Here is a 21982-nt window from a genome sequence, read left to right as displayed (position 1 = left end):
CCGCGCTAATCCAATTCGGATTTAATTAAGTTGAACTGAAACAGACATGAAACTGAAATTCACCAAGATGCACGGCGCGGGCAACGACTTCATCGTCGTCGATGCGATCCACCAGGACGTGAACCTGAACGCGGAACAATGGCGCCGCTTGGCCGACCGCCGCTTCGGCATCGGGGCGGACCAGATCCTGGTGGTCGAGCGTCCGGTCACCGAAGGCGTTGATTTCCGCTACCGCATCTTCAACAGCGACGGCGGCGAGGTCGAGCAATGCGGCAACGGCGCGCGCGCCTTTGCCCGCTTCGTCAGCGACAAGGCCCTGTCCGACGAACGCAGCATCCGTGTCGAGACCATGAAGGGCATCATCGCCCCGCGTCTCGAGGACGACGGCAGCGTGACGGTGGACATGGGCGCGCCGCGCCTCGACCCGCTCGATATCCCGTTCGACGGCGCCGGCCTGGAAAGCAGGACCGAGGACGAAGACACCACCTGGCCGCTGCCGGTGGGTGGCAAGACCGTGTTCGTGTCGGTGGTCTCGATGGGCAACCCGCATGCGGTGCAGGTGGTCGAGGATGTCGACACCGCACCCGTGGAAACGATGGGGCCGGCGATCGAAACGCACCCGCGCTTCCCGCAGAAGGTGAATGCAGGCTTCATGCAGGTGGTGGACCGCCGCCACATCCGCCTGCGCGTGTTCGAACGCGGCGCCGGCGAAACGCTGGCCTGCGGTACCGGCGCCTGCGCGGCCGTGGTGGCCGGCATCCGGCGCGGCCTGCTCGATTCGCCGGTGCGCGTGTCGGCGCGCGGCGGTGAACTCAGCATTGCCTGGGATGGCCCCGGCCAGCCGGTCTACCTCAGCGGGCCGGCGATGACGGTGTTCGAGGGCGAAGTCGAGATTTGAAGGACTGAACCGGAAACGCCGGGGGTCGGTCCGGATGCCGGCAAGCGGCACACCGCGAGGACCACATCACGGGTGCTTGATGCAGGCAAATCGCTAAAGGTGGAAGAACGGACTCGCTTCAGGATGCACTGGGCCGGGACACGCGTCGCACATGGTTCGAATCCCTCGTCGAGCGTACAGTGCTCGCGCCCTCGAGCCACAACACCCAGCCCTGGCTCTTCCGGATGGCGGAGTCTTCCATCGATCTCTTCGCCGACCGAACCCGTGCGCTTCCTGTCAACGACCCCGATGATCGGGAATTGACGATCAGTTGTGGTTGCGCCCTGATGCATCTTCGTATTGCTGCCGCCATGGTCTCCGAAGGTGATGCCGTCCAATGGGCCAACCCAAGCTGGCGCCGCGAACTCGCTGCCTGGATGCATCCACGCCGTCTTGGCGATGGATTCGGCGTGCCTGGCCTTGCCGCTCGCCCAGTTGGTCGTGCGTTCCTTCGACATGGGAGGAGGAGTCGGAGCAAGGGACAAGGCGCTGGCGGAAGCGTCTCCGCTACTCGCGGTGCTGGGAACGGACAGCGATGGGGTGCGCGACTGGCTGATTGCCGGGCAGGCGCTGCAACGCGTTTTGCTACTCGGATGCCAGCATGGATTGCAAGCTTCGTACTTGAATCAACCGATTCAGCTCGCCTTCTTGCGAACCAAGCTGCATGCGCTGACAGCAACGGAATGCCACAGGTTCTCCTTCGCCTGGGTTATCCTGCCAACGCGCTGCCGCCTGTGCCCAGGCGGCCCGTATCGGATGTCATCGTTCAGGAAGGCACCACCCTGCTGCATCGCTGACTGCCTGTATGCCGACGCCGTTGCACATCCAGCACGCCGCCGGGACGGAGGCTGTCCATGCGGCGTGGTCCGAGGAAAATGCATGAGACAGAAAATGCTATTGATATCGCTCGCCGCCTTGTCGGTCCTGGTCCTGATCGCGTTGCTGATGCTGGCATGGCGTATGAGCGAAGCGCGCACGATGGCGTCTGCCTGGAAGCAGCTCCAGGGCCCGGCATCCGCATCCACTGAACTGTTTTCACGGCAGATGGTAAAGGACTTGCCGGATGCCGCGCGCCGTTACTTTCTCTTTACGATCGCGGAGGGCACCGCGCTGCGGCAAGTCAGCGAAATTCGGATGAGCGGAGAAATTTGCCTTGGCAGCAAGGCTGATCCAGCCTGCCGTCCGATGCAGGCAAGCCAGATTCTGGCGTCGCCACATGGTTTTATCTGGTCCGTTGAGGCAGGCACCGGCATCATGCACATAGTGGGATCCGACGGCATGCTTGCCGATCGCTCCTGGACCAGGTTCTGGTTGGGCGGCATCCTGCCCGTCGTGCGAGCCGGCGGGGACAGCAACCATCTTCGTGCATCGTTCGGCCGCGTCGTCGCAGAAGCCGCGTTCTGGGCACCCGCATCGCTCTTGCCCGGCAAGGGCGTCGATTGGGTCGAGGGGAACACGCCAAACCAGGCGCGCGCCATCGTCAGGCGAGGTTCGCTGACGCAGACGCTCGATATCGACATTGCAGACGATGGACGACCGCTGCGGGTGCTGATTCCGCGATGGAGCAATGTGAATCCGGAAAAAGAATGGCGCCTCCAGCCATTTGGCGGGACGCTTGCCGAGTTCCGCAGCTTTGGCGGATTCACCCTGCCGACCCGCGTCGATGGCGGCAACCATATGGGAACCGCCGACTATTTCCCTTTCTTTCGTGCGCGAGTCGAATCGATCACCTTTCCGTGAGCTCGGCAGCGTGACGAATGTCACGGCTCCGGCAACATTCTGGCGCGTCCAGAGACGCTCTCAACCATGGCAACCATGGCCTTGATCCTTGCCCTCCAGCTAGCGGCGCCATTGCTGCTCATCTTTTGCATCGCATTCCTTCCACTACGGGGCCGCGTGGGCTTTGGAATCCAGGCGACCGCCACAGCTGCCGTACTGAGCGCCATTGCACTTGCTGGTCTATGGACGGTGATTCCATGGTGGACACCCTATGCCTATGGGGTGCTGCTCGTGCTGGCGATCGCTTTTTCCCGGGGGCGGGCCGCGGCTCGAAGCATTGCGTCGCGCTCCAGCCTGGTCCGCCGGGCAGCACTCGCTTTCTATGTTTGCGCAGGCGGGTTCGGGCTGTACCAGGCAGCCACTGCCCTGTACGGGCGTATCCCGCCGCGCGAGGACGTGGTGGACCTGGCTTTCCCTCTTCGTGCCGGCAGATACGTGATCGCCAATGGGGGCGCCAGCATCAATATCAATGCACACATGCGCACGCTGGATCCGACGGTACCGCGCTTCCTGGCATGGCGGGGCCAATCATACGGCGTGGATATTGTCCAGGTTGACCCGATCGGGTTCCGGGCGGACGGCCTGCTTCCCTCTGCCCCCACGGCGTACAGGATATACGGTGCGAAGGTGTTCGCTCCCTGCAGCGGCACCGTCGTTTTCGCCATAGACGGCGTGCCGGATATGCGGGTTCCCGAGACCGATCGCGCCCACATGCTCGGCAATGCTGTGATATTGCGTTGCGCACAAGCCGATGTCGTGCTTGCCCATTTGCGTCCGGGCAGTATCCGGCTTGCCGCAGGAGACCGGGTCGACGTCGGCGCGCTCATCGGCGAAGTAGGAAATTCGGGCAATAGCGATGAACCGCACCTGCATATCCATGCACAGTCGCCGGGGTCTGCCCGTCAACCGATGTCGGGCAAGCCCTTACCCGTCAGCTTTGGGGCCGCTTATCTCGTCCGCAATGACCGGGTGAACCCGCCTTAGCGCCTGGCAAAACTCCATGACTGCTTTGCACCGTCTCGCCGTACAGGCGTACTGTCGTCGACGGCGCGTCGGTGGGCCGCATCCCTTGCCCTGAAGGTTTTGTTGGACGCTCTTAATCGGTTCCTTGGGGCGCTCGGCCTGTAGGCAAGGTTGCCTGCCGAACTTCAGGCCGGAATACACTGTCTCGTCGAGCGAACTGCCCTTGACGGTACTTCGGCGACGGTTCCTGATGCGGGAACCTGGCCCGAGCTCAGGCCGCCAAACCGATTGGCGATACCGGATCGCCTTCGTCGTTTTCTTTCGCCGGCGCCCCCAGCAGCGTCCGCAGCCGGTACAAGCGCTGGCGGTAATTCCCCTCCGGACCCGACGGGCCGCAGTCGATTCCTTCGAACAAGCGCACGATGCGGTCGAGCGCATGGCGTTCCTGCGCCGTCTCGACCAGCACCAGGCGACGCTTGCTGCGCCCATAACTGGCGCGGATGTCGATCACTAGGCAGTGGCCGTGGTCGGCGGCGGGCACGTCCAGCAGCAGCGCTTCGGCCCGTGACAGACTGAACAGCGAAGCAAGTTCCAGCCGCGCGTGCAGCAGCGGGTGCGCATGCAGCGTTTCCTCGTGCCCCGCGAGCAGCTTGCCGGTCTCGACATAGGGCGGCGTACCCAGGCGCGGAGCGATCCTGCGCAGCAGTGCCGACGCTTCGCTACTGCCCTGGCCGGCCGCCTTCTGCAACCAGTAAGCCGCGGCTACGTCCTTGTTCTCGTTCTCGCGGCGCGCGCGCCAGGCGTTGTGCCCGCATTCGAGCTGGGCGTCGCGGTAACCCATCTCGGCCGCCCGCTCGAGGTAGCGCTGGGCATCGGCGACATTCCGTTGCGAGAATTCGGGCTTGATATAGATACGCGACAGGGCATACCAGGCCTGGGCCAGACCCTGCTCGCCCGCCAGGGTCAGCCAGCGGATCGCCTTCTTGAAATTGGCGGCTCCGCCGCCGGCGGTGCGGCGGCCGCCGACATCCATGCGCGCGCAGCGCAAGCCCATTGCCAGCTGGGCATGGCGGTCGTGTTCGGCCGCAGCGAGCTCCCAGAAGCACAGGGGTTCGCCTGGTGCAAGCGTAAGCCCATGCCGGGCCAGCCCATGTTCGCCCTTCCCGCCTGGGTGGGATGTGCTGTCGTCGAGCAGGCGCGCGACGCGCGACAGCAAGGCGATATCGCCAGGCGCCAGCCGATGCACGCCATCCTGGCTGGCGGCCGTGCGCACGAGCTCGCGTGCCAGCGGCAGCGCGCGCGCCAGGTAATCGTCCCAGTGCCCGGCGTCCCAAGCCTGGTCGAGCACGGCTGACTGGGCTTCGGCCACGCCGCTGTCGGCCGCGCGCCGCAGCCAGCCCTGGGTCGAGACCGGCGCCGGCACCGCCCCAGCGCCGGCCGGCCGCACTGGTGCGGCATCGCGCCGGCGTGCCAGCAGCCACTGGGCTTCGGGAAAGCCGGCCCGGGCAGCATCTTCGAGCGCACGCAGGGCCTTGGCAAATCCGGGGGAGTCGGCCGGGGCGGCGATGGCGCCAGGGCTTGTACCGTCGCCCAGTACGAGCTGCGCAAACACGAGGCCTGCATGCACGCTGCCGTCGTCATAGGCACGTTCGTACCAGGGCACGAGCGCCTGGGCGCTGGGCTGGGCCAACGCGAGCGGAATGTGGTTGCCGATCAGTTGCCAGGCCTGCTGGCATTCCTGCCGCGCAGCGCGCTCGAGCCAGTGCAAGGCAGTCGGCAGGCTCTGCGGCAAGCCGGTACTGCCGAACAGGTAGAGCTTGCCCAGCTCGAGCTGGGCAGCGGCCTGCCCGGCACGTGCATTGCGGATGATCGCCAGTTCTTCACGGTTAGCCATTATTGCTTGTCTTGGTATGGAATCGGCCAGTGCGGCCAAGCGGACTTCACCGGGGAATCACGCTCGAAGACCGCGCTCGAGCGATGGCAACGGCGCCGCCGCCAGTACCACGGCCTCACGCCAAGAGTAGCCAATATATAAGAAATCCCTGACTTGCCGTCGCTACGCACTTCGGTTTGACGCAGAGTCTACGGCGTCATTGCTGCCGCTCCGCTCGAATTCCCGGCTTCCTTGAGGCCGCGCAAAGTATCAAAAAGATGAGTTCGTTTGTGTCCTTGAAGCAATTTGTTACACCTTGCTGCCGCGCGTTTCAAAAATACAACAGCACGATTGGAATTATTGGCTTTCGACCAACTGCCCCCTTCATAATTGACAAAACCGATAATCTTGACGAGTCAAGCATTTAAGGTGCAGTTATCCCGGCATTCGGCTTCAATGTCTCAATGCCAGGATAGCTGAGTTTTATTCAAGAAAAAAAGGAAACACAATGAAACACTCCCTCCTGGCCGCCGCACTGCTTGGCGCATTCGCTGCCGGCACCGTGCATGCACAAACTTCGGTCCAGATCTACGGCACCATCGACGCCGGCGTCATCAAGCGCAGCGGCGAAAGCCTGAACATCGGCAAGCGTGCCTCGAACACCCTCGGTTTCAAGGGTACTGAAGAACTGGGCAACGGCCTCAAGGCACTGTTCCAACTCGAAATGCGTTACGAGCCGGACACCGGCACCAATGAAATCGGCAGCAACGGCACCCAACGTCCGCTGTTCCAGGGCCAGAGCCGCGTCGGCCTGCAGGGCGACTTCGGCATGGTTCGCATCGGCCGCGGCCTGACCCCGTTCCACGAAACCGTGGGCGCCTTCGAACCCTTCCATGCTTCGCCGAGCCCGGCAGGCTTCTGGACCGACCTGGCCGTCGCAGGCTACAGCTCGCAGCCGCTGGACGTGCAGGGTTACACCGCCAACCGCTTCTCGAACGCCATCTGGTACAACTCGCCGGTGAGCAGCGGCTTCCAGCTGAATGCCGCCATCGCCACCAAGGAAGGCGGCGGCGGCCCGGCCGTCATCGGCCGCGGCACCCCGGCAGCCCCGCAGTACCCGGTGGGCGCCGAAGCATCGGCCAACCCGTTCTCGATCACCGGCACCTACAACAACGGTCCGGCAGCCTTCATGGCCGGCTACGAGCGTAACGCCGTCGAATCGAAGGTCTGGTCGATCGGCGCATCGTTCGCCGCCACCCCGGAACTGAAACTGATGGGCCTGTACTCGAAGCAGGACCAGGAGCACAACCGCTTTGCCAATGCCAATACCAAGGCATGGGTGCTGGGTGCGAACTACACCATGGGCCCGGGCAAGTTCCTGGCTGGCTATGGCCACAAGGACGTCGACGGCCTGCAGAAGGTCAAGCAACTGTCGCTCGGCTACGAATACAGCCTGTCGAAGCGCACCTACCTGTACGTCGATGCATCGCGCAAGAAGGGCATCAATGCCCTGCAGTCGACCGTCAATCATTATGACGTGGGTGTGAATCACTCGTTCTAAGCCGTATCCGGAGTGCGGGCCCACGGGCCTGCCCTTCCACGGGGCGGGCATGGGCGACCATGCCCGCCTTTTTTGCCCCTTTTTTTGTAGTTTTTAAGCAACGTCTGCCAAGACGCCGTGGCCTCCCGCATCGGGGGCCTGTACAGTGCACTGAAGCAATGGCATATTGGCAAGGCGCGTAACAAAACGCTCGTTCGCAAAATTAATGGAGACCCAATGAAGAAAAGTATCCTGGCCGCGCTGCTCGGCACCTGTTTCGCAATCCCGGCCTTCGCGCAGACCAGCGTGCAGATCTACGGTATCGCCGACGCCGGCGTGATGTGGCAAAAAGGTGGCCCGACCAAGATCTATAGCGGCGGCGCCGATGGTTCGCGCATCGGTTTCAAGGGCACCGAGGATCTCGGCAACGGTTACAAGGCAATCTTCAATCTCGAAGCGCGCGTCGAACTCGACACCGGCACCCAGCAGCCGACCCTGATGAACGACAATCCGGGCACCTACCTGCTGCGCGGCATGAACGGCATCCCGCCGGCGGTCCTGACTCGCCTGCAGTCCCTGATCCAGCCGCCGAACGGTCCGGCCGTCAACCAGGAACGTGCGCTGTTCGACCGCACCGCGATGGTCGGCCTGATCACCCCGATGGGCGCCATCCTGCTGGGCCGCATGTACACCCCGGGCTATGAAGTCTTCAACAAGGCCGATACCTTCGAATCGGGCACCGGCGGTACCTGGGGCCACGTGACCGGCGGCACCGCCGGCTTCACCGCGCTGGGCGCGGACATCCGCTCGCAGGAAGCCATCCAGTACCGCATCGCCCTGCCGAACGGCATCGGCGGTTCCCTTATGTACGGTCCGAAAGGTTCGGGCTACCTCGGCCGCTACAACAAGTTCCGCGCCGCCGCCGTGACCTACGCGGCCAACGGCTTCGACGTCGGCATCGGCTACAACCACGGCTACGACCAGCAGAATCGTCCGAGCCTGCGTACCACCACCGTGGGCGGTTCTTACCAGCTGAACGAGACCTGGAAACTGTTCGCCGGCTTCCACAGCCAGCGCAACAGCAACTCGGTCCTGATCGCCGACTACACCGCAGGCTGGGACACCGGCGTCGCGCCAGCCCTGACGCAACTGGGCATCCCGGCAGCTACCCAGGCTGCGCTGCGTAACAACATCTTCCTGCCCGCGCTGCGCAACAACACCCAGCAGGACGCCAACAGCTACCAGGTGGGCGCGCACTACAAGGTGGGCAGCGGCCGCATCATGGCCCAGTACGCGCACCAGAACGACCGTACCCCGACCAACAGCGACGCCAACCTGTACGCGATCGGCTACGACCACTTCCTGTCGAAGCGCACCGACCTGTACACCGTGGCGGCCTTCATCAAGAACAAGGGCCTGGCGCAGTACGCACCGGGCACCGCGGGCAACCCGGGCGGCTTCACCGAGACCCCGGGCGCAGACGGCCGCGCACTGCAAGTCGGCATCCGCCACCGCTTCTAAGCTTCTGCCGCTCTCAAGAGACGCCCTCCGGGGCGTCTTTTTTTATGTCCCGTCGATATATGGCTGTCAGGTAAAATGACGGACGAACTTTTTCACCTAGTATTTTCATGACCACCGATACGCTCGACGCCAAGGCCGTCGCCCAATACCTCATCGACCACCCGCAATTCTTCGAGGAGCACGCTGGCCTGCTGGGCGAAGTGAAGCTGTCGAGCCCGCTGACCGGCCGCGCCGTGTCGCTGCAGGAGCGCCAGATGGAGGTCATGCGCGACAAGTACCGCGTCCTCGAGCTGCGCCTGGCCGAGCTGACCCGCCGCGCCGAGGAAAACCATGCGATCGCCAACCGCTTCCACGCCTGGAACCAGGCCCTGCTGGCATCCACGGGCGGCAGCGCCATTGCGCGCGACCTGGTCGACGCACTGCGCACCGAATTCATGGTGCCGCAGGTGACGCTGCGCCTGTGGAACCTGAAGCCGGACTATGCCGATACCTGGTTCACCAATGGCGTGTCGGACGATGCCAGACTGTTCGCAGCCAGCCTGCGCGCGCCCTACTGCGGCCTGAACAACGACTTCGAAGCGGTGCGCTGGCTCGACGACCCGGCCGCGGTACGCTCGACCGTCCTGATGCCGCTCGTCGCCGACGGCAAGACCTTCGGCCTGCTGGTGCTGGGCGCCCCCAACGACGACCGCTTCACCTCGACCATGGCGACCGACTTCCTGGTCCACATCGCAGCCACCGCCAGCACTGCGCTGGCTCCGCTGCGGGCCTGATCCCATGACGGCGGCGCAGGCTGGGCAGATGAGCTGGCCGACCCGCTACCTAGGCGAACTGGCCACCCAGCGCCAGCTGTCGCCGCACACGGTCGCGGCCTACCGCCGCGACCTGCAGGAACTCGCCACCCTGGCCGGGCACGAGGACTGGCCGCGGCTGACCCACCACGACATCCGCCGCTTCGCCGCGAAAATGCATGCCGGCGGCCAATCGGCACGCTCGATCGCGCGCAAGCTGTCCGGCTGGCGCGGCTTCTATGCGTGGCTGTCGGGCCAGGTCGCCTTGAGCGCCAACCCGGTCGAGGGCGTGCGCGCCCCGCGCCGGCCGAAAACCCTGCCCAAGGCCCTGTCGGTCGACGACGCGGTGCAGCTGATGGAGGCCCATGCCAAGGGCCACCCGGAACCGGCCGAGCTGTGCGACCGCGCCATGTTCGAACTGCTGTACTCCAGCGGCCTGCGGGTGTCGGAACTGGCCAGCCTCGACATGGTCTATACCGAAGCCGGCAATGGCATGCATGGCAAGCCCGCCTCGTCGCTCGGTTGGCTCGATTTGCAGGCCGGCGACGTGGTCGTCACCGGCAAGGGCGGCAAGATGCGGCGCGTGCCCGTCGGCGGGCCGGCGCGCTCGGCGCTCATCGCCTGGCTCGCTGTGCGCCCTGTCGCGCGCGACGGCAGCGCCGCCCTGTTCTTATCAAGCCGCGGCACGCGCATCACGCCGCGCGTCGTGCAGACCCGCCTGAAAGCGCACGCGCTGCGCGCCGGAACGCCGGTGCACGTCCATCCGCACGTGCTGCGCCACTCCTTTGCCTCGCACGTGCTGCAGTCATCGGGCGACCTGCGCGCGGTGCAGGAGCTGCTCGGGCACGCGAGCATCACCTCGACCCAGGTTTACACGGCGCTCGACTTCCAGCACCTGGCTGCCGTCTATGACAAGGCCCATCCGCGGGCAAAGTCGAAATAAGCAAAACCTGGCAAAACTGTGACTTACGTCAAGACGTTGCACAGTTGATTCATGGTGATGTTGCACGAAATCCGGCATAATCCCCCGATTCTCCCGCCCGATGCGGACGCAACCGACACTAAAGCGAACATGATGGAACCCATCCCAAGCACGATCCTCACCGGCTTCCTCGGCGCAGGCAAGACCACCCTCCTCAACCGCATTCTGCACGAGGAACACGGCCTGCGCATCGCGGTCATCGAAAACGAATTCGGCCAGGAAAACATCGACAACGAGATCCTGGTGCGCGATACCGGCGAGCAGATCGTCGAGATGAACAATGGCTGCATCTGCTGCACCGTGCGTGGCGACCTGATCGTGGCCCTGACCAACCTGGCCCAGAAGCGTGCCGCCGGCGAGATCGCCTTCGATCGCGTGGTGATCGAGACCACCGGCCTGGCCAACCCGGGTCCGGTGGCGCAAACCTTCTTCGTCGATGAAGAAGTGGGCGCTAACTACATGCTCGATGCCGTGGTGACCGTGGTCGACGCACGCCACGCCATGGACCAGCTGGACCGCCACGAGGAAGCCCAGCGCCAGGTCGGCTTTGCCGACAAGATCCTGCTGTCGAAAACAGATCTGGTCGATGCCGCCGCCGTGGATGCCTTGACGTCCCGCCTGCACCGCATCAATCCGCGCGCCCCGATCTCGCTCAGTGACTTCGGCCGCGCGCCGATCTCGGAAGTGCTGGACCTGCGCGGCTTCAACCTGAACGACAAGCTGGAACTGGACCCGGACTTCCTGCGCGCGGAGGAAGATCATGATCATGAGCACGGCGAGCATTGTGGCCATGACCATGCCCACGGCGAGGCCTGCACTCACCACGACCATGGACACGATCACCATCGCAGCCACCACACCGACGACATCGCCGCCTTCGTCTTCAAGAGCGAGCGCGCCTTCGATCCGGAGCGCCTCGACCAGTTCCTGGGCAGCATGGTGCAGGTCTTCGGCCCGCAGATGCTGCGCTACAAAGGCGTGCTGTCGATGGCGGGCGCCGACCGCAAAGTCGTGTTCCAAGGCGTGCATCAAATCATGGGAAGCGACCTCGGCGCAAAGTGGGGCGAAGGAGAAATCCGTGGCAGTAAAATGGTTTTTATTGGTAAAAATTTACTAAAAGACGTATTTATCCGCGGACTCGAACAATGTTTGGTATAAACTACATCAGTTTTGCGGGCAGGTCCGGGCTCGCTGACGACCTGCCATGATAGTTGGCAGGCCGGGCACCAGCGCTAGCGCGCCGGCGCATCCGGGCATCGTCCCACGCCAGCTGCATGCCGGGCCGGGACAGGCAGTGAAGGACGGCGATCGCCGTCCGGGGCAGCAAGCGCGACATGCATCCGTTGCAAAGGTGTCAATGCTGAGTTTGCTGCTAAAATGAAAACCTCTGTCGTATCGAAGGCATCATGACTAAAACAACGAAACCGAATACCGCCGCGCAGCTCGAAGAACGCCTTCTGACGGAAGAAGAAATTCGGGCGATGAGCGACGATGACTACATGAATCCGGCACAGCTCGCGTTCTTCCGCAACCGCCTGCAGGAGCTCGAGAAAGAACTGCTGAAAAATGCTGGCGAGACCACCGAACACCTGCGCGAAACCGTGCTGGTGCCGGACCCGGCCGACCGCGCGACCATCGAAGAAGAACACGCGCTGGAACTGCGCACCCGCGACCGCGAACGCAAGCTGCTCAAGAAGGTCCAGCAATCGCTGCAGGCCATCGAAAACGGCGAGTATGGCTGGTGCGAAGAAACCGGCGAGCCGATCGGCATCCCGCGCCTGATCGCCCGTCCTACGGCAACCCTGTCGCTGGAAGCCCAGCAGCGCCGCGAACTGAAGCAGAAGCTGTACGGCGACTGATTCATCCAATACCCCACCGAAAAAGCATGCCCGCAAGGCATGCTTTTTCTTTTGCACGCTAGCTACCGTGCATATGTTTTATTTCCCATCGGATACACTAGCGGTGCTGCGCAGGCGCATACGCGTGCGCGCAGCACGTGCCGCCTTCAGCCGTGCTACCGTCATGCTCGTGCAGGGGCTTGTTCAATTATCCATTGGGGACCATGGGGCTGTTCTCCTTCCTGAAGAAAAAGAGCGACACGCCAGCCGAGGACGCATCTGCTTCATTCGTCGTCGTCGACACGCGCCTGCGCGCCGGCGAACCCTCGCGCCTCGACAGCGAAGCTGAGCGCGAACGCCAGCGCGCCATCGCACGCGCCACTGCCGCCAAGATCGACGAGATCGAGCTGGAGATGACCTCCGCCATCTTCGACGACGAGCCGGCCTGGGGCAGCGCGGCGCGCCGCCCGGCCGCCGCACCCGCCGCCCTTCCCGACCCTGAACCCGGTGTCGACGAGCTGCCCGACGCCGCGGCCGTGCCGGCCACCGCCCCGGCCGTCGAGGAAGGCGCCATCCTCTACGCCAACGGCCAGGCCGCCGCCGCGGAAAGCCTGCTGCGCGACAGCCTGGCGAACTTCGGCCGGAACGAACGCCTGCCATGGTGGATGCTGTTCGACCTCTACCAGGCTACCGGCCAGGAAAGCCGGTTCGAGAGCATCGCCATCGACTACGCCAGCCATTTCGAGACCTCGCCGCCGGCCTGGCAGCCGCCGCCCCCGGCGCAGGACGTTGCGCAGCTGACCGGCGTGGCCGCCACCGAAAGCTTCGGCCCCATCCTCGACAGCGGCATCGCCCCACGCCTGCAGCGTCTGCTCACCGCCAAGGCTCCCCTGGTGCGGGTCGAGGTCGGCGCGGTGCGCAGCGCCGTTCCCGAGGGCTGCGCCCTGTTATTGAAAGCGCTGCAGACGCTGCGCAAGGAAGGACGCCAACTGGTGCTGGCCGGCGCCGACACCCTGATGGCGACCCTGCGCCCCATGCTGGCGGTGGGCGACCGGAGCTCGGGCGAAGCCCCCTGGCTGCTGCTGCTCGAGCTGCTCCTGCTGTCCAACCGCGAAAAGGATTTCGAGGAATCGGCGATGGATTATTGCGTTACCTTCGAGGTGTCGCCGCCCTCCTTCGAGGCCTTGACGCATGTCTCGACCGCCGCGCCGGCCCCGGTGGCGGGCGACCGCTTCCTGCTGCCGCCGCTCGCCCTGGGAGACTGCGCGGCGCTGTTCGATGCCATCGACGCCTATGCCGATGGCCGCGAGGTGCTGGTGCTGGACTGCTCGCGCCTGGCGCGCATGGACTATGCCTGCGCCACCGCCCTGCAGGGCCGCTTGCGCGTACATACGGAACAGCAGCGGCGGGTCGAGCTGCGCGACCTGAACCACCTGGTTGCCGCCCTGCTGCGCCTGCTTGGCTATACGCACGACGATGCCGGCAGCGGTAAGCAGATTCGTCTTTATCCGCACCGCTACTAAGCTGATTTCCTGCGCGACAGTTTTTAGCCGCGCTCGTCTTGCAATTTAATGCAGCCACCCCATCTGCGGGGGGCTAGACAACCACGAGGCTAAAAATGGAACAATTTCACGGCACCACCATCGTCAGTGTGCGGCGCGGCAGCCAGGTCGCGCTGGGCGGCGATGGACAGGTCACGCTGGGCAACGTCGTCATGAAGGGCTCGGCGCGCAAGGTGCGCAAGCTGTACCAGGGCAAGGTCCTGTGCGGTTTCGCCGGCGCCACCGCCGACGCCTTTACCCTCCTCGACCGCTTCGAAGCCAAGCTGGAAAAACACCAGGGCAACCTGCTGCGCGCCTCGGTCGAACTGGCCAAGGACTGGCGCACCGACCGCATGCTGAGCAAGCTGGAAGCCATGCTGCTGGTCGCCGACCGGGAGTCGACCCTGATCATTACCGGTAACGGCGACGTGCTCGAACCGGAGGACGGCCTGGGCGCCATCGGCTCGGGCGGCGTGTATGCCCACTCGGCGGCCAAGGCCCTGTACGAGAACACGGACATGTCGCCTCTGGACGTCGTCAAGAAATCGCTCACCATCGCGGGCGAGCTGTGCATCTACACCAATCTGAACCACATCATCGAGACCCTGGAATGAACCAGTCCCCCATCATGAACATGACCCCTCCCGAGATCGTCTCGGAACTGGACAAGCACGTGGTCGGCCAGGGCAAGGCCAAGCGCGCAGTCGCGATCGCGCTGCGTAACCGCTGGCGCCGCCAGCAGGTCGCCGAGCCGCTGCGGCACGAGATCACCCCCAAGAACATCCTGATGATCGGCCCGACCGGCGTCGGCAAGACCGAGATCGCGCGCCGCCTGGCCAAGCTGGCCGATGCGCCCTTCATCAAGATCGAAGCGACCAAGTTCACCGAAGTCGGCTATGTCGGCCGCGACGTCGACACCATCATCCGCGACCTGATCGACATCGGCGTCAAGCAGACCCGCGCCAGCGAGCAGAAGAAGGTGCGCCAGCGCGCCGAGGATGCGGCCGAAGACCGCGTCATCGACATCCTGGTGCCGCCGGCACGCGACTTCGGCTTCAACGTCAGCAATGGCAGCGACGGCAAGGAAGGCGACGCCACCCGCCAGACCTTCCGCAAGCGCCTGCGCGAAGGCGCGCTGGACGACCGCGAGATCGAGATCGACGTGGCCGACGCCATGCCGCAAATGGAAATCATGGCGCCGCCTGGCATGGAAGAAATGACCGAGCAGATCAAGTCGATGTTCGCCGGCGTCGGCAACGCGCGCAAGAAGCCGCGCAAGATGAAGATCAAGGATGCGATGAAGCTCCTGGTCGACGAGGAGGCCGCCAAGCTCGTCAACGAGGACGAGCTGAAGCAGAAGGCGATCGCCAACGTCGAGCAGAACGGCATCGTGTTCCTGGACGAGATCGACAAGATCGCCACCCGCTCCGAGCATGGCGGCGCCGACGTCTCGCGCGCCGGCGTGCAGCGCGACCTGCTGCCGCTGGTCGAGGGCACCACGGTGAATACCAAGTACGGCATGATCAAGACCGACCACATCCTGTTCATTGCTTCGGGCGCCTTCCACCTGTCGAAGCCGTCGGACCTGATCCCGGAGCTGCAGGGCCGCTTCCCGATCCGCGTCGAACTGGAATCGCTGTCGATCGAAGACTTCAAGAGCATCCTGACCTCGACCGACGCCAGCCTGACCAAGCAGTACGAAGCGCTCCTGGCGACCGAAGGCGTGAAGGTCGACTTCACGATTGAGGGCATCCACCGCCTGGCCGAGATCGCGTTCTCGGTCAACGAGCGCACCGAGAACATCGGCGCGCGCCGGCTGTACACGGTGATGGAAAAGCTGCTCGAGGAAATCTCGTTCACGGCCGGCTTTGAAAAGGACCAGACGGTCACCATCGATGCGGCTTATGTCAACGCACGGTTAGATGCGCTGTCGGTCAACGAAGACCTGTCGAGGTACGTGCTGTAATGTTGAAGAGGAGGATTTGGTGATGGCGAATAAAGCACTGGCAACGCGGCAGAAGATGCGGCTGCGGGTGGAGCCGTCCCAGAACTTCGGCAAGCCGCGCAACCCGACCGCGGCGCTGGCCAAAGCCAGGTCCGCCGGGCCACATGCCAAACCGCTCTCGAGCGAGCGGCAGGAGGCCAAGCGCATGCTGAAGAAGGCCAAGCTGGTCGCGGACGAAGACGAGTAAGCCGGTCCTTTTCCAGGCTCTTTCCCCTTGGCGGGCCGCGCAAGCGTGCCCGCCTTTTTTGCGCCCGCTTCCTCGGCATGCCGCTCTCGCAAGGTGGCGCGGCGCCACCTTGCAATATGCATATGGCTGCCGCGGATGCCGCCCACGCGTTCAAACACTGGTTGAACTACCGTGCGTCCATTCATCCTGTTGTTGAACGCGTGGGCGGCGCCATCGTTCAGGCTGCTCACATGACCGGGTGGAGCCGCACCACCCTATATATTGCTCAACTCAGCATTCACAGGTACATTCAGTCGACATGACATATCGACCACAGGAACACCATGAGTTCACCGGAATTGGTCCTCGACGTCCTGCGCGCCGAACTGCGCACCGCCAGCATCACCTATAAAGACCTGGCCGGACGCATCGGCGTGAGCGAATCCAGCGTCAAGCGCATGTTCGGGCAGAAGGACATGGCGCTGTCGCGCCTCGCCCAGATCTGCCAGGTGACCGGCATCGCGCTGGAAGACGTGCTGCGCCGCGCCGCCGACTCTCGCCCCCAGGCCGACTTCCTCACCCTGCCGCAGGAAACCTCGCTGGTCGCCAATCCGCGCCTGCTCCTGATGGCAATCTGCTGCCTCGGACACTGGTCGCTGGGACAGGTGACCGAGACCTACCGCCTGACGGAGCCGGAATGCATCACCCTGCTGGCCGAGCTCGACCGGCTCGGCCTGATCGAGCTGAAACCGCTGAACCGCTACAGCCTGCGCGTTTCGAACGCCTTCCGCTGGCTGCCGGACGGCCCGGTGCAGCGCTTCTTCCGCGAGCATGTGGTGGAAGACTATTTTGCAGGCAGGTTCGACCGTCCCGGCGAGGCGCTGATGTGCCTGCCAGCGCGGCTGTCGAGCGCCAGCGCGCAGGAGCTGGCGCAGAAGATCGAGCAGCTGGCGGGAGAACTGGCGCGCCTGCACCGCAACGACCGGCGGCTGGCGCCGCAGGAGCGCGATGGCTATACGCTGCTGGTGGGCTTCAGATCCTGGGAGTTTGCGGCATTTACCGCGTTGCGGCGCGGATGACGGCGGTGGGCGCGGTATGCTGCTGTATGATGCGCATCCTGAAAACGAAAGCCGCGCATGCTCACCATTACCATCAAGCAGGGCAAGGAAAAATCCATCCTTGCCGGAGACCCCTGGATTTATCTCTCGGCCATCGATAGGGTCGAGGGCAAGCCCGCGGAGCGCAACAAAGCGGGCGCCACGGCCATCGTGCAGTCCTCCTCGCGCCAGTTCCTGGCGCGCGCGGCCTACAACGCCAAGTCGCAGATCGCCGCCCGGGTCTGGACCTTGCGCGAGGACGAGCCGGTCGACCACGCCATGATCAAACGGCGCGTCCAGGCCGCCGTGCTGCTGCGCGCCCGTGCGCTGCAGGGCGCCGATCCGCAGGCACTGGTCCAGCTGGTCGACGGCGAGAAGGACGGCTTGCCGGGCCTGCTGGTGCACAGCTATGGCGGTGCCATCGGTTATCTGGTCTGCCAGTTCAATGCCGCCGGGGTCGACCTGTGGAAAGTGCCGGTCGTGCAGGCGCTCATCAAAGCCACGGCTTGCCCCAACGTGTACGAGCGCAGCGACGAACTGGTGCGCAAGGCCGAAGGACTGCCCATCACGCGGCGCGTGCTGGCGGGTGAGGAACCGCCCCAGCGCTCCATGGTGCGCGAAGGCGGCCAGCTGCTGCCGATGGATATCCGTACCGGCTTCACCTATCCGCGCTGAGCCTCGCCTGCGCCTGTCTCATGCCGCTGCCGGGGCGGCGGATGCGGGCAATCCCTCGGGTTCGCGCTCTGCCAACACAACACGGTTGCGCCCACCCTTCTTGGCCGCATACAGCGCACGGTCGGCTGCCTGCAGCAATTCCTGGTCTCCGTTCGCCTTGCCCGGCCATTGGGCGATGCCGAAGGAAGCCGAGATGCCCGCGATGACCTGGCCCTGGTGCTGGATCAGGAGCTCGGTCAGGGAAACGCGGATCGACTCGGCGCACTTCGCCGCTTCCTCGGCGCTGCAATCCGGCAGCATCAGGACCAGCTCTTCGCCGCCATAGCGGCACACGACATCGCTCGCACGCACCCGGTCGACCATCGTCCGCGCGGCGGCTTTCAGCACCAGGTCGCCGCCATCGTGTCCATAGGTGTCGTTGATCCGCTTGAAGTGGTCCAGGTCCACCATGATGACCGAACAGGCGCTCCGGCTGCGCTGTGCACGCGCCAGTTCGCGCTTGAGCGATTCGTCGAAGAAGCGCCGGTTGTACAGGCCCGTCAACGGATCGATGGTCGATTGATGGCGCAGGGTTTCCCTGAGCGTGACGTTGCTGATCGCCAGGCTGAGCTGTTCAGCAAGGGTCGTGACCAGCGCGCTTTCGAGCAGGCTGCCGTCGTGCTTGTCCGCCGCGATGACCAGCACGCCAATGACGTCTCCCTGGGAAATCATGGGAACGCAGGTTTGCGAGTCGTGGGCGGCCAGCCAGGCGCCGCCATGATCGCAGCACAGGCTGTGCTCCGGGCTGGCGACATGCATCTTGCCGAGCCGCAGGCCCCAGCAGTCCTCAGGCGACACCATGTCGGGCACCTCGCCCACCGTCCCCCATGAGGCCTTGAGTTCCAGCAGGTCGCGCGAGTTGCGATAAATGTAGACCGCACCGGACGTGGCAGGCATCAGCTTGCGCAGGAACACCGGAAGGACGCGCGCCAGTTCGGCCGGCGTCTTGACGCTGTCCAGCGCCTGCAGCATGTCGGCCGTGATCGACAGCCGCTCGGCCCGGGTTGCCGCCAACTGCGCCAGCCGCGCATTGCTGTCGGCGAGCTCCTGGGATTGCCGGGCCGCTTCCGCCCGCTCATTCAAGCTCCTGGTGACAACGAAGACGGCGCAGCAGATCAGCACAAAGCTGGCCAGGCTGGCGCCAATGCCGAGCGCCGTGTTGTAGCGCAGGGCGATCGTGATGTCCTCGCGCAGCACATTGCGATGCTCGGCCAGCACGCGCAACTGGCGACCCAGCAGCTCGCGCAGCTGGTCCATCAACTGCCTGCCGCGCTGGCTTGCCACGATGTCGAGCGCCGCCTGGTTGTCGCCTCGCTTCTTCACCTGGATGGCGCGGTCCATCTCCCGTACCTTGGCACGGCTCAGCTCGGCAATGCGCGCCACCAGCGCCTGTTCCTGTGCCGACGTGGCATGGCGTTCGAGGTCGTCGATGGCGGCGGGTAGCCCCGCAACGCCCGCGTTATAAGGTGCCAGGAAAGCTTCGTCGCTGCCGATCAGGTAGCCGCGCTGGCCGGTTTCGGCATCCTTGAGGAGACTCAGCACCGTATTGTAGGCACGCTCCTTGGCAGCGCCTTCCTTGAGCGCGTCCAGGGTGAGATTGGCCTGGTGGCTGCTCATGTAGGGCAAGGTCGCAAGGCAAGCGACGATGATGACGATCAAGGCGCCGAAGAGCTTGAGGCTGGAGTCGAGTCGGGCAAACATGCAGAAGATAGATTGACGGATTTGCCGCAATCTTGCCTGAAATTGCCCGCCAGGTCAGCAGGAACAGGCCCGTCATTACCCGCCAAATCGGCGCATTAACGCGTTTCAGGCGCCAGCCACAGTATCGCCAGCAGCACATGGATCACCGCACCGAGCGGCGCATACCAGAGCGACAACACGATCGCCAGCGCGTACAGCGCGATCGACATCCGGTTCTTGCGGCTGCCCCAGGAGTGCACGCGGCCCGTCTCCGCTTCCACGTCCAGCCGCCACGACAGCAGCATGAACGAGACCGAGCACAGCAGCAACACGACGCCATACAGTGCCACCGGCACGGGCGCCATCGGGTTCTCGCCGGCCCAGGCGGTCACCCAGGGAATCAGCGACATCCAGAACAGCAGGTGCAGGTTGGCCCACAGGACGGCGCTGTCGACCTTGGCCACGCGGTCAAGCAGCGCATGGTGGTTGACCCAGTAGATGCCCACGTAGACGAAGCTGAGCGCATAGCGCAACCAGCCCGGCAGCACCTCCGCCAGGCTTGCTACGGCCGTGCCGTGCGGCGGCTCCAGTTCCAGCACCATGATCGTGATGATGATCGGGATCACGCCGTCGCTGAAGGCTTCCAGCCTGTCCTTGCCCAGTACCGTTGTTCTTCAGGGTCTGGCGGTCGATCGACTGCACGCCGAGAGCGCAGCGACGGCACCTGGACAGGCAGGCGCCAGACAAGCTCGAGCAAGTGAATGGACGTGAAAAAGGCCGCGCGATGGCGGCCTGCAGCGGACGCATGGGTCCGCTTTGGATGACGCCGGTCCTGCCGGCTTTCCTGCTCAGGGAGCGTTGCGCTTGACCACGGTGCCGCCCTGGATCACCACGGCCGGGGCTTCCAGCAGCTGCACGTTCTCCAGTGGATCACCCTGCACCGCCACCATGTCGGCGTAGCGGCCCGGCTCGACGATGCCGACGTCCGCCCTGCCCAGTGCTTCGGCCGAATTGATGGTAGCGGCCTGGATCGCCTGCAGCGGCGTCATGCCGTACTTGACCATGACCGCGAACTGCCTGCCGTTGCCGCCATGCGGATGGACGCCGGCGTCGGTGCCGTAGACCATCTTTACGCCGGCCGCGTGGGCCTTCCTGAAATTCTGGCGCTGGATCTCGGTCACTTCGCGGTCCTTGCGCAGGTTATCCTCCAATACGCCGTTCTTCTTGCCTTCCAGCGCCGTGTAGTCGCCGTTGTAGATGTCCATCGACAGGAAAGTGCCATGCTTCTTGGCGAGCGCGATGCCTTCGTCGTCGATCAAGCTGGCGTGCTCGACCGTGGTGATGCCGGCGCGGATCGCGTCCTTGATGCCGGCCGCGCCATGCGCATGGGCGGCCACCTTCAGGCCCCACTGGGCGGCCTCTTCCACCGCAGCGCGCAGCTCGGCGTAGTTCATCTGCTGCTGGCCCGGCTCGGTATTGCGCGAGAACACGCCGCCGGTGGCGCACACCTTGATGACCTGGGCGCCGTACTTGCGCAGCGCGCGCACCGACTTGCGCACTTCCTCGGGGCCGTCGGCGTTGTACGGGTTCTTCTCTTCCATCGATGGCGGGAAGTAAGTGCTGTCGCAGTGTCCGCCGGTCGCGCCGAAGGACCACCCGGCGGGAATGATGCGCGGCCCGCGCACCTTGCCGGCGGCGATGGCCTGGCTCAGGCCGACGTCGTTCCAGTCGGAGGCACCGACGTTGCGCACGGTGGTGAAGCCCGCGTCCAGGGTTTTGGAGGCGTGGGCGACAGCCAGCGCCGACCAGAAGCGGTCGTTGTACTCGAGGTAGCTGTAGCCGCCGTAGGTGGGGTCGGAATCGAGGTGGACGTGCATGTCGATCAGGCCGGGCACCAGCGTCATCCCGGGCAGGGCGATGCGGGCACCGGCCGTGCCGGGGGCTGCGGCTGCCGGAGCGCCGGCCGCCGGCTTGACGCTGACGATGCGGCCGTCGCGCACCAGGATCTCGGGGTTCTGGACCATGCGGCCGGTGCGCACGTCCAGCAGGCGGTCGGCGGTAATGGTGACCTCGGCGGCCTGTGCGGACCAGCTCAGGGCGGCCAGGCAGAACAGGACAATGCGCGAGACCAGGGGGTGGATGCGCAGGACGTTCGGGCGATTCAAGGTGCTACCTCCGGCATTGTTGATTTAACAGGATGCAAGCTTATACCGGGATATGCCGTTGCCGTCCAGACAGCCGCGGCAACCGGATGGGACGGGCAATAAAAACGCCGCGTTGTGAACTGACCCCATAAAGTTGGACGGTTAGTTTGCTAAGCGGCCAAGGCCTGAGTCCTGTACTGAACGGGACTCAGGCCTTTTAGTTTGAGCTTGATGCGGTCGTGATTGTAATAGCGGATGTAGTCAGTCAAGCCATCGCGCAACTCATCGACGGTGGAAAACTTGTTCAGGTAGAAGAACTCGGACTTGAGGACTGCGAAGAAACTCTCCATGGCCGCGTTGTCGAGGCAGTTGCCCTTGCGTGACATGCTCTGCACGAGCTGGCGTTCACGC

At 64.5% G+C, this 21982-nt stretch carries 21 protein-coding genes; 16 read left to right on the top strand and 5 right to left on the bottom strand.

The features are described 5' to 3' along the window. Positions 1-46: 46 nt before the first annotated feature. The 4 genes from dapF to MA09_RS06660 all read left to right on the top strand — a co-directional run bounded on the left by dapF (position 47) and on the right by MA09_RS06660 (position 3700). Positions 47-898 (top strand): diaminopimelate epimerase, encoded by an 852-nt coding sequence (gene dapF / locus MA09_RS06670; RefSeq protein ID WP_036246395.1) that lies wholly within the window; start codon positions 47-49, stop codon positions 896-898. A gap of 179 nt (positions 899-1077) precedes the next feature. Next, a complete protein-coding gene (locus MA09_RS24035) occupies positions 1078-1734 on the top strand; it encodes a hypothetical protein (RefSeq protein WP_229440580.1) in 657 nt (218 codons plus the stop codon). Between the two features lie 82 nt (positions 1735-1816). Beyond that, a complete protein-coding gene (locus MA09_RS06665; RefSeq protein ID WP_200883038.1) occupies positions 1817-2677 on the top strand; it encodes a DUF6544 family protein in 861 nt (286 codons plus the stop codon). Between the two features lie 66 nt (positions 2678-2743). Beyond that, complete coding sequence (locus tag MA09_RS06660; RefSeq protein WP_081897450.1) at positions 2744-3700, top strand: M23 family metallopeptidase; 957 nt, start codon at positions 2744-2746, stop codon at positions 3698-3700. Positions 3701-3950: 250 nt separating this feature from the next. Here the strand turns inward: MA09_RS06660 and MA09_RS06655 are convergent, their stop codons facing one another. Further along, positions 3951-5573: an SEL1-like repeat protein gene (locus MA09_RS06655; RefSeq protein WP_036246393.1), complete on the bottom strand. Its 1623-nt coding sequence runs from the start codon at positions 5571-5573 to the stop codon at positions 3951-3953. A gap of 487 nt (positions 5574-6060) precedes the next feature. Between MA09_RS06655 and MA09_RS06650 the strand changes: the two genes are divergently transcribed. From MA09_RS06650 to MA09_RS06590, 12 genes are all read left to right on the top strand, one after another. Continuing rightward, positions 6061-7113 carry a porin gene (locus MA09_RS06650; RefSeq protein WP_036246392.1) on the top strand — a complete coding sequence of 351 codons (1053 nt, stop codon included), beginning with the start codon at positions 6061-6063 and terminating at the stop codon, positions 7111-7113. 216 nt (positions 7114-7329) lie between these two features. Further along, the gene (locus MA09_RS06645) at positions 7330-8613 is read left to right on the top strand and encodes a porin (RefSeq protein WP_036246391.1); all 1284 of its coding nucleotides are present in this window, start codon (positions 7330-7332) and stop codon (positions 8611-8613) included. Positions 8614-8720: 107 nt separating this feature from the next. Continuing rightward, positions 8721-9386: a DUF484 family protein gene (locus MA09_RS06640; RefSeq protein ID WP_036246390.1), complete on the top strand. Its 666-nt coding sequence runs from the start codon at positions 8721-8723 to the stop codon at positions 9384-9386. A 28-nt stretch (positions 9387-9414) separates the two neighbouring features. Next, complete coding sequence (xerC, locus tag MA09_RS06635) at positions 9415-10347, top strand: tyrosine recombinase XerC (protein WP_229440578.1); 933 nt, start codon at positions 9415-9417, stop codon at positions 10345-10347. A gap of 132 nt (positions 10348-10479) precedes the next feature. Further along, positions 10480-11544 carry a GTP-binding protein gene (locus tag MA09_RS06630; protein WP_036246388.1) on the top strand — a complete coding sequence of 355 codons (1065 nt, stop codon included), beginning with the start codon at positions 10480-10482 and terminating at the stop codon, positions 11542-11544. A 248-nt stretch (positions 11545-11792) separates the two neighbouring features. Then, the gene (dksA, locus tag MA09_RS06625; protein WP_036246387.1) at positions 11793-12245 is read left to right on the top strand and encodes an RNA polymerase-binding protein DksA; all 453 of its coding nucleotides are present in this window, start codon (positions 11793-11795) and stop codon (positions 12243-12245) included. Positions 12246-12448: 203 nt separating this feature from the next. Beyond that, positions 12449-13747 carry an STAS domain-containing protein gene (locus MA09_RS06620; protein ID WP_036246385.1) on the top strand — a complete coding sequence of 433 codons (1299 nt, stop codon included), beginning with the start codon at positions 12449-12451 and terminating at the stop codon, positions 13745-13747. Positions 13748-13842: 95 nt separating this feature from the next. Then, positions 13843-14379 (top strand): ATP-dependent protease subunit HslV, encoded by a 537-nt coding sequence (gene hslV, locus MA09_RS06615; RefSeq protein ID WP_036246383.1) that lies wholly within the window; start codon positions 13843-13845, stop codon positions 14377-14379. Between the two features lie 14 nt (positions 14380-14393). Continuing rightward, positions 14394-15731 carry an ATP-dependent protease ATPase subunit HslU gene (hslU, locus tag MA09_RS06610; RefSeq protein ID WP_200883039.1) on the top strand — a complete coding sequence of 446 codons (1338 nt, stop codon included), beginning with the start codon at positions 14394-14396 and terminating at the stop codon, positions 15729-15731. 22 nt (positions 15732-15753) lie between these two features. Then, entirely contained in the window at positions 15754-15957 is a 204-nt protein-coding gene (locus MA09_RS06605) for a hypothetical protein (protein ID WP_036246381.1), read from the top strand. 323 nt (positions 15958-16280) lie between these two features. Further along, complete coding sequence (locus MA09_RS06595) at positions 16281-17015, top strand: helix-turn-helix transcriptional regulator (RefSeq protein ID WP_036246377.1); 735 nt, start codon at positions 16281-16283, stop codon at positions 17013-17015. A gap of 57 nt (positions 17016-17072) precedes the next feature. Beyond that, positions 17073-17708: an SAM-dependent methyltransferase gene (locus MA09_RS06590; RefSeq protein ID WP_036246376.1), complete on the top strand. Its 636-nt coding sequence runs from the start codon at positions 17073-17075 to the stop codon at positions 17706-17708. A gap of 18 nt (positions 17709-17726) precedes the next feature. Here the strand turns inward: MA09_RS06590 and MA09_RS06585 are convergent, their stop codons facing one another. The 4 genes from MA09_RS06585 to MA09_RS06570 form a co-directional block, all read right to left on the bottom strand. Further along, the gene (locus tag MA09_RS06585; protein WP_036246375.1) at positions 17727-19448 is read right to left on the bottom strand and encodes a diguanylate cyclase; all 1722 of its coding nucleotides are present in this window, start codon (positions 19446-19448) and stop codon (positions 17727-17729) included. 95 nt (positions 19449-19543) lie between these two features. Then, positions 19544-20074 (bottom strand): TMEM175 family protein, encoded by a 531-nt coding sequence (locus MA09_RS06580; protein ID WP_373887838.1) that lies wholly within the window; start codon positions 20072-20074, stop codon positions 19544-19546. A 201-nt stretch (positions 20075-20275) separates the two neighbouring features. After that, positions 20276-21592 (bottom strand): amidohydrolase family protein, encoded by a 1317-nt coding sequence (locus MA09_RS06575; RefSeq protein ID WP_307183328.1) that lies wholly within the window; start codon positions 21590-21592, stop codon positions 20276-20278. A gap of 149 nt (positions 21593-21741) precedes the next feature. After that, on the bottom strand, positions 21742-21982 hold a 241-nt coding region (locus MA09_RS06570), incomplete at its 5' end, for an IS3 family transposase (protein ID WP_036246372.1).

The organism is Massilia sp. BSC265 (genome assembly GCF_000740675.1).
Lineage (GTDB): Bacteria > Pseudomonadota > Gammaproteobacteria > Burkholderiales > Burkholderiaceae_D > Telluria.
This window is presented reverse-complemented; position numbering and strand designations above follow the sequence as displayed.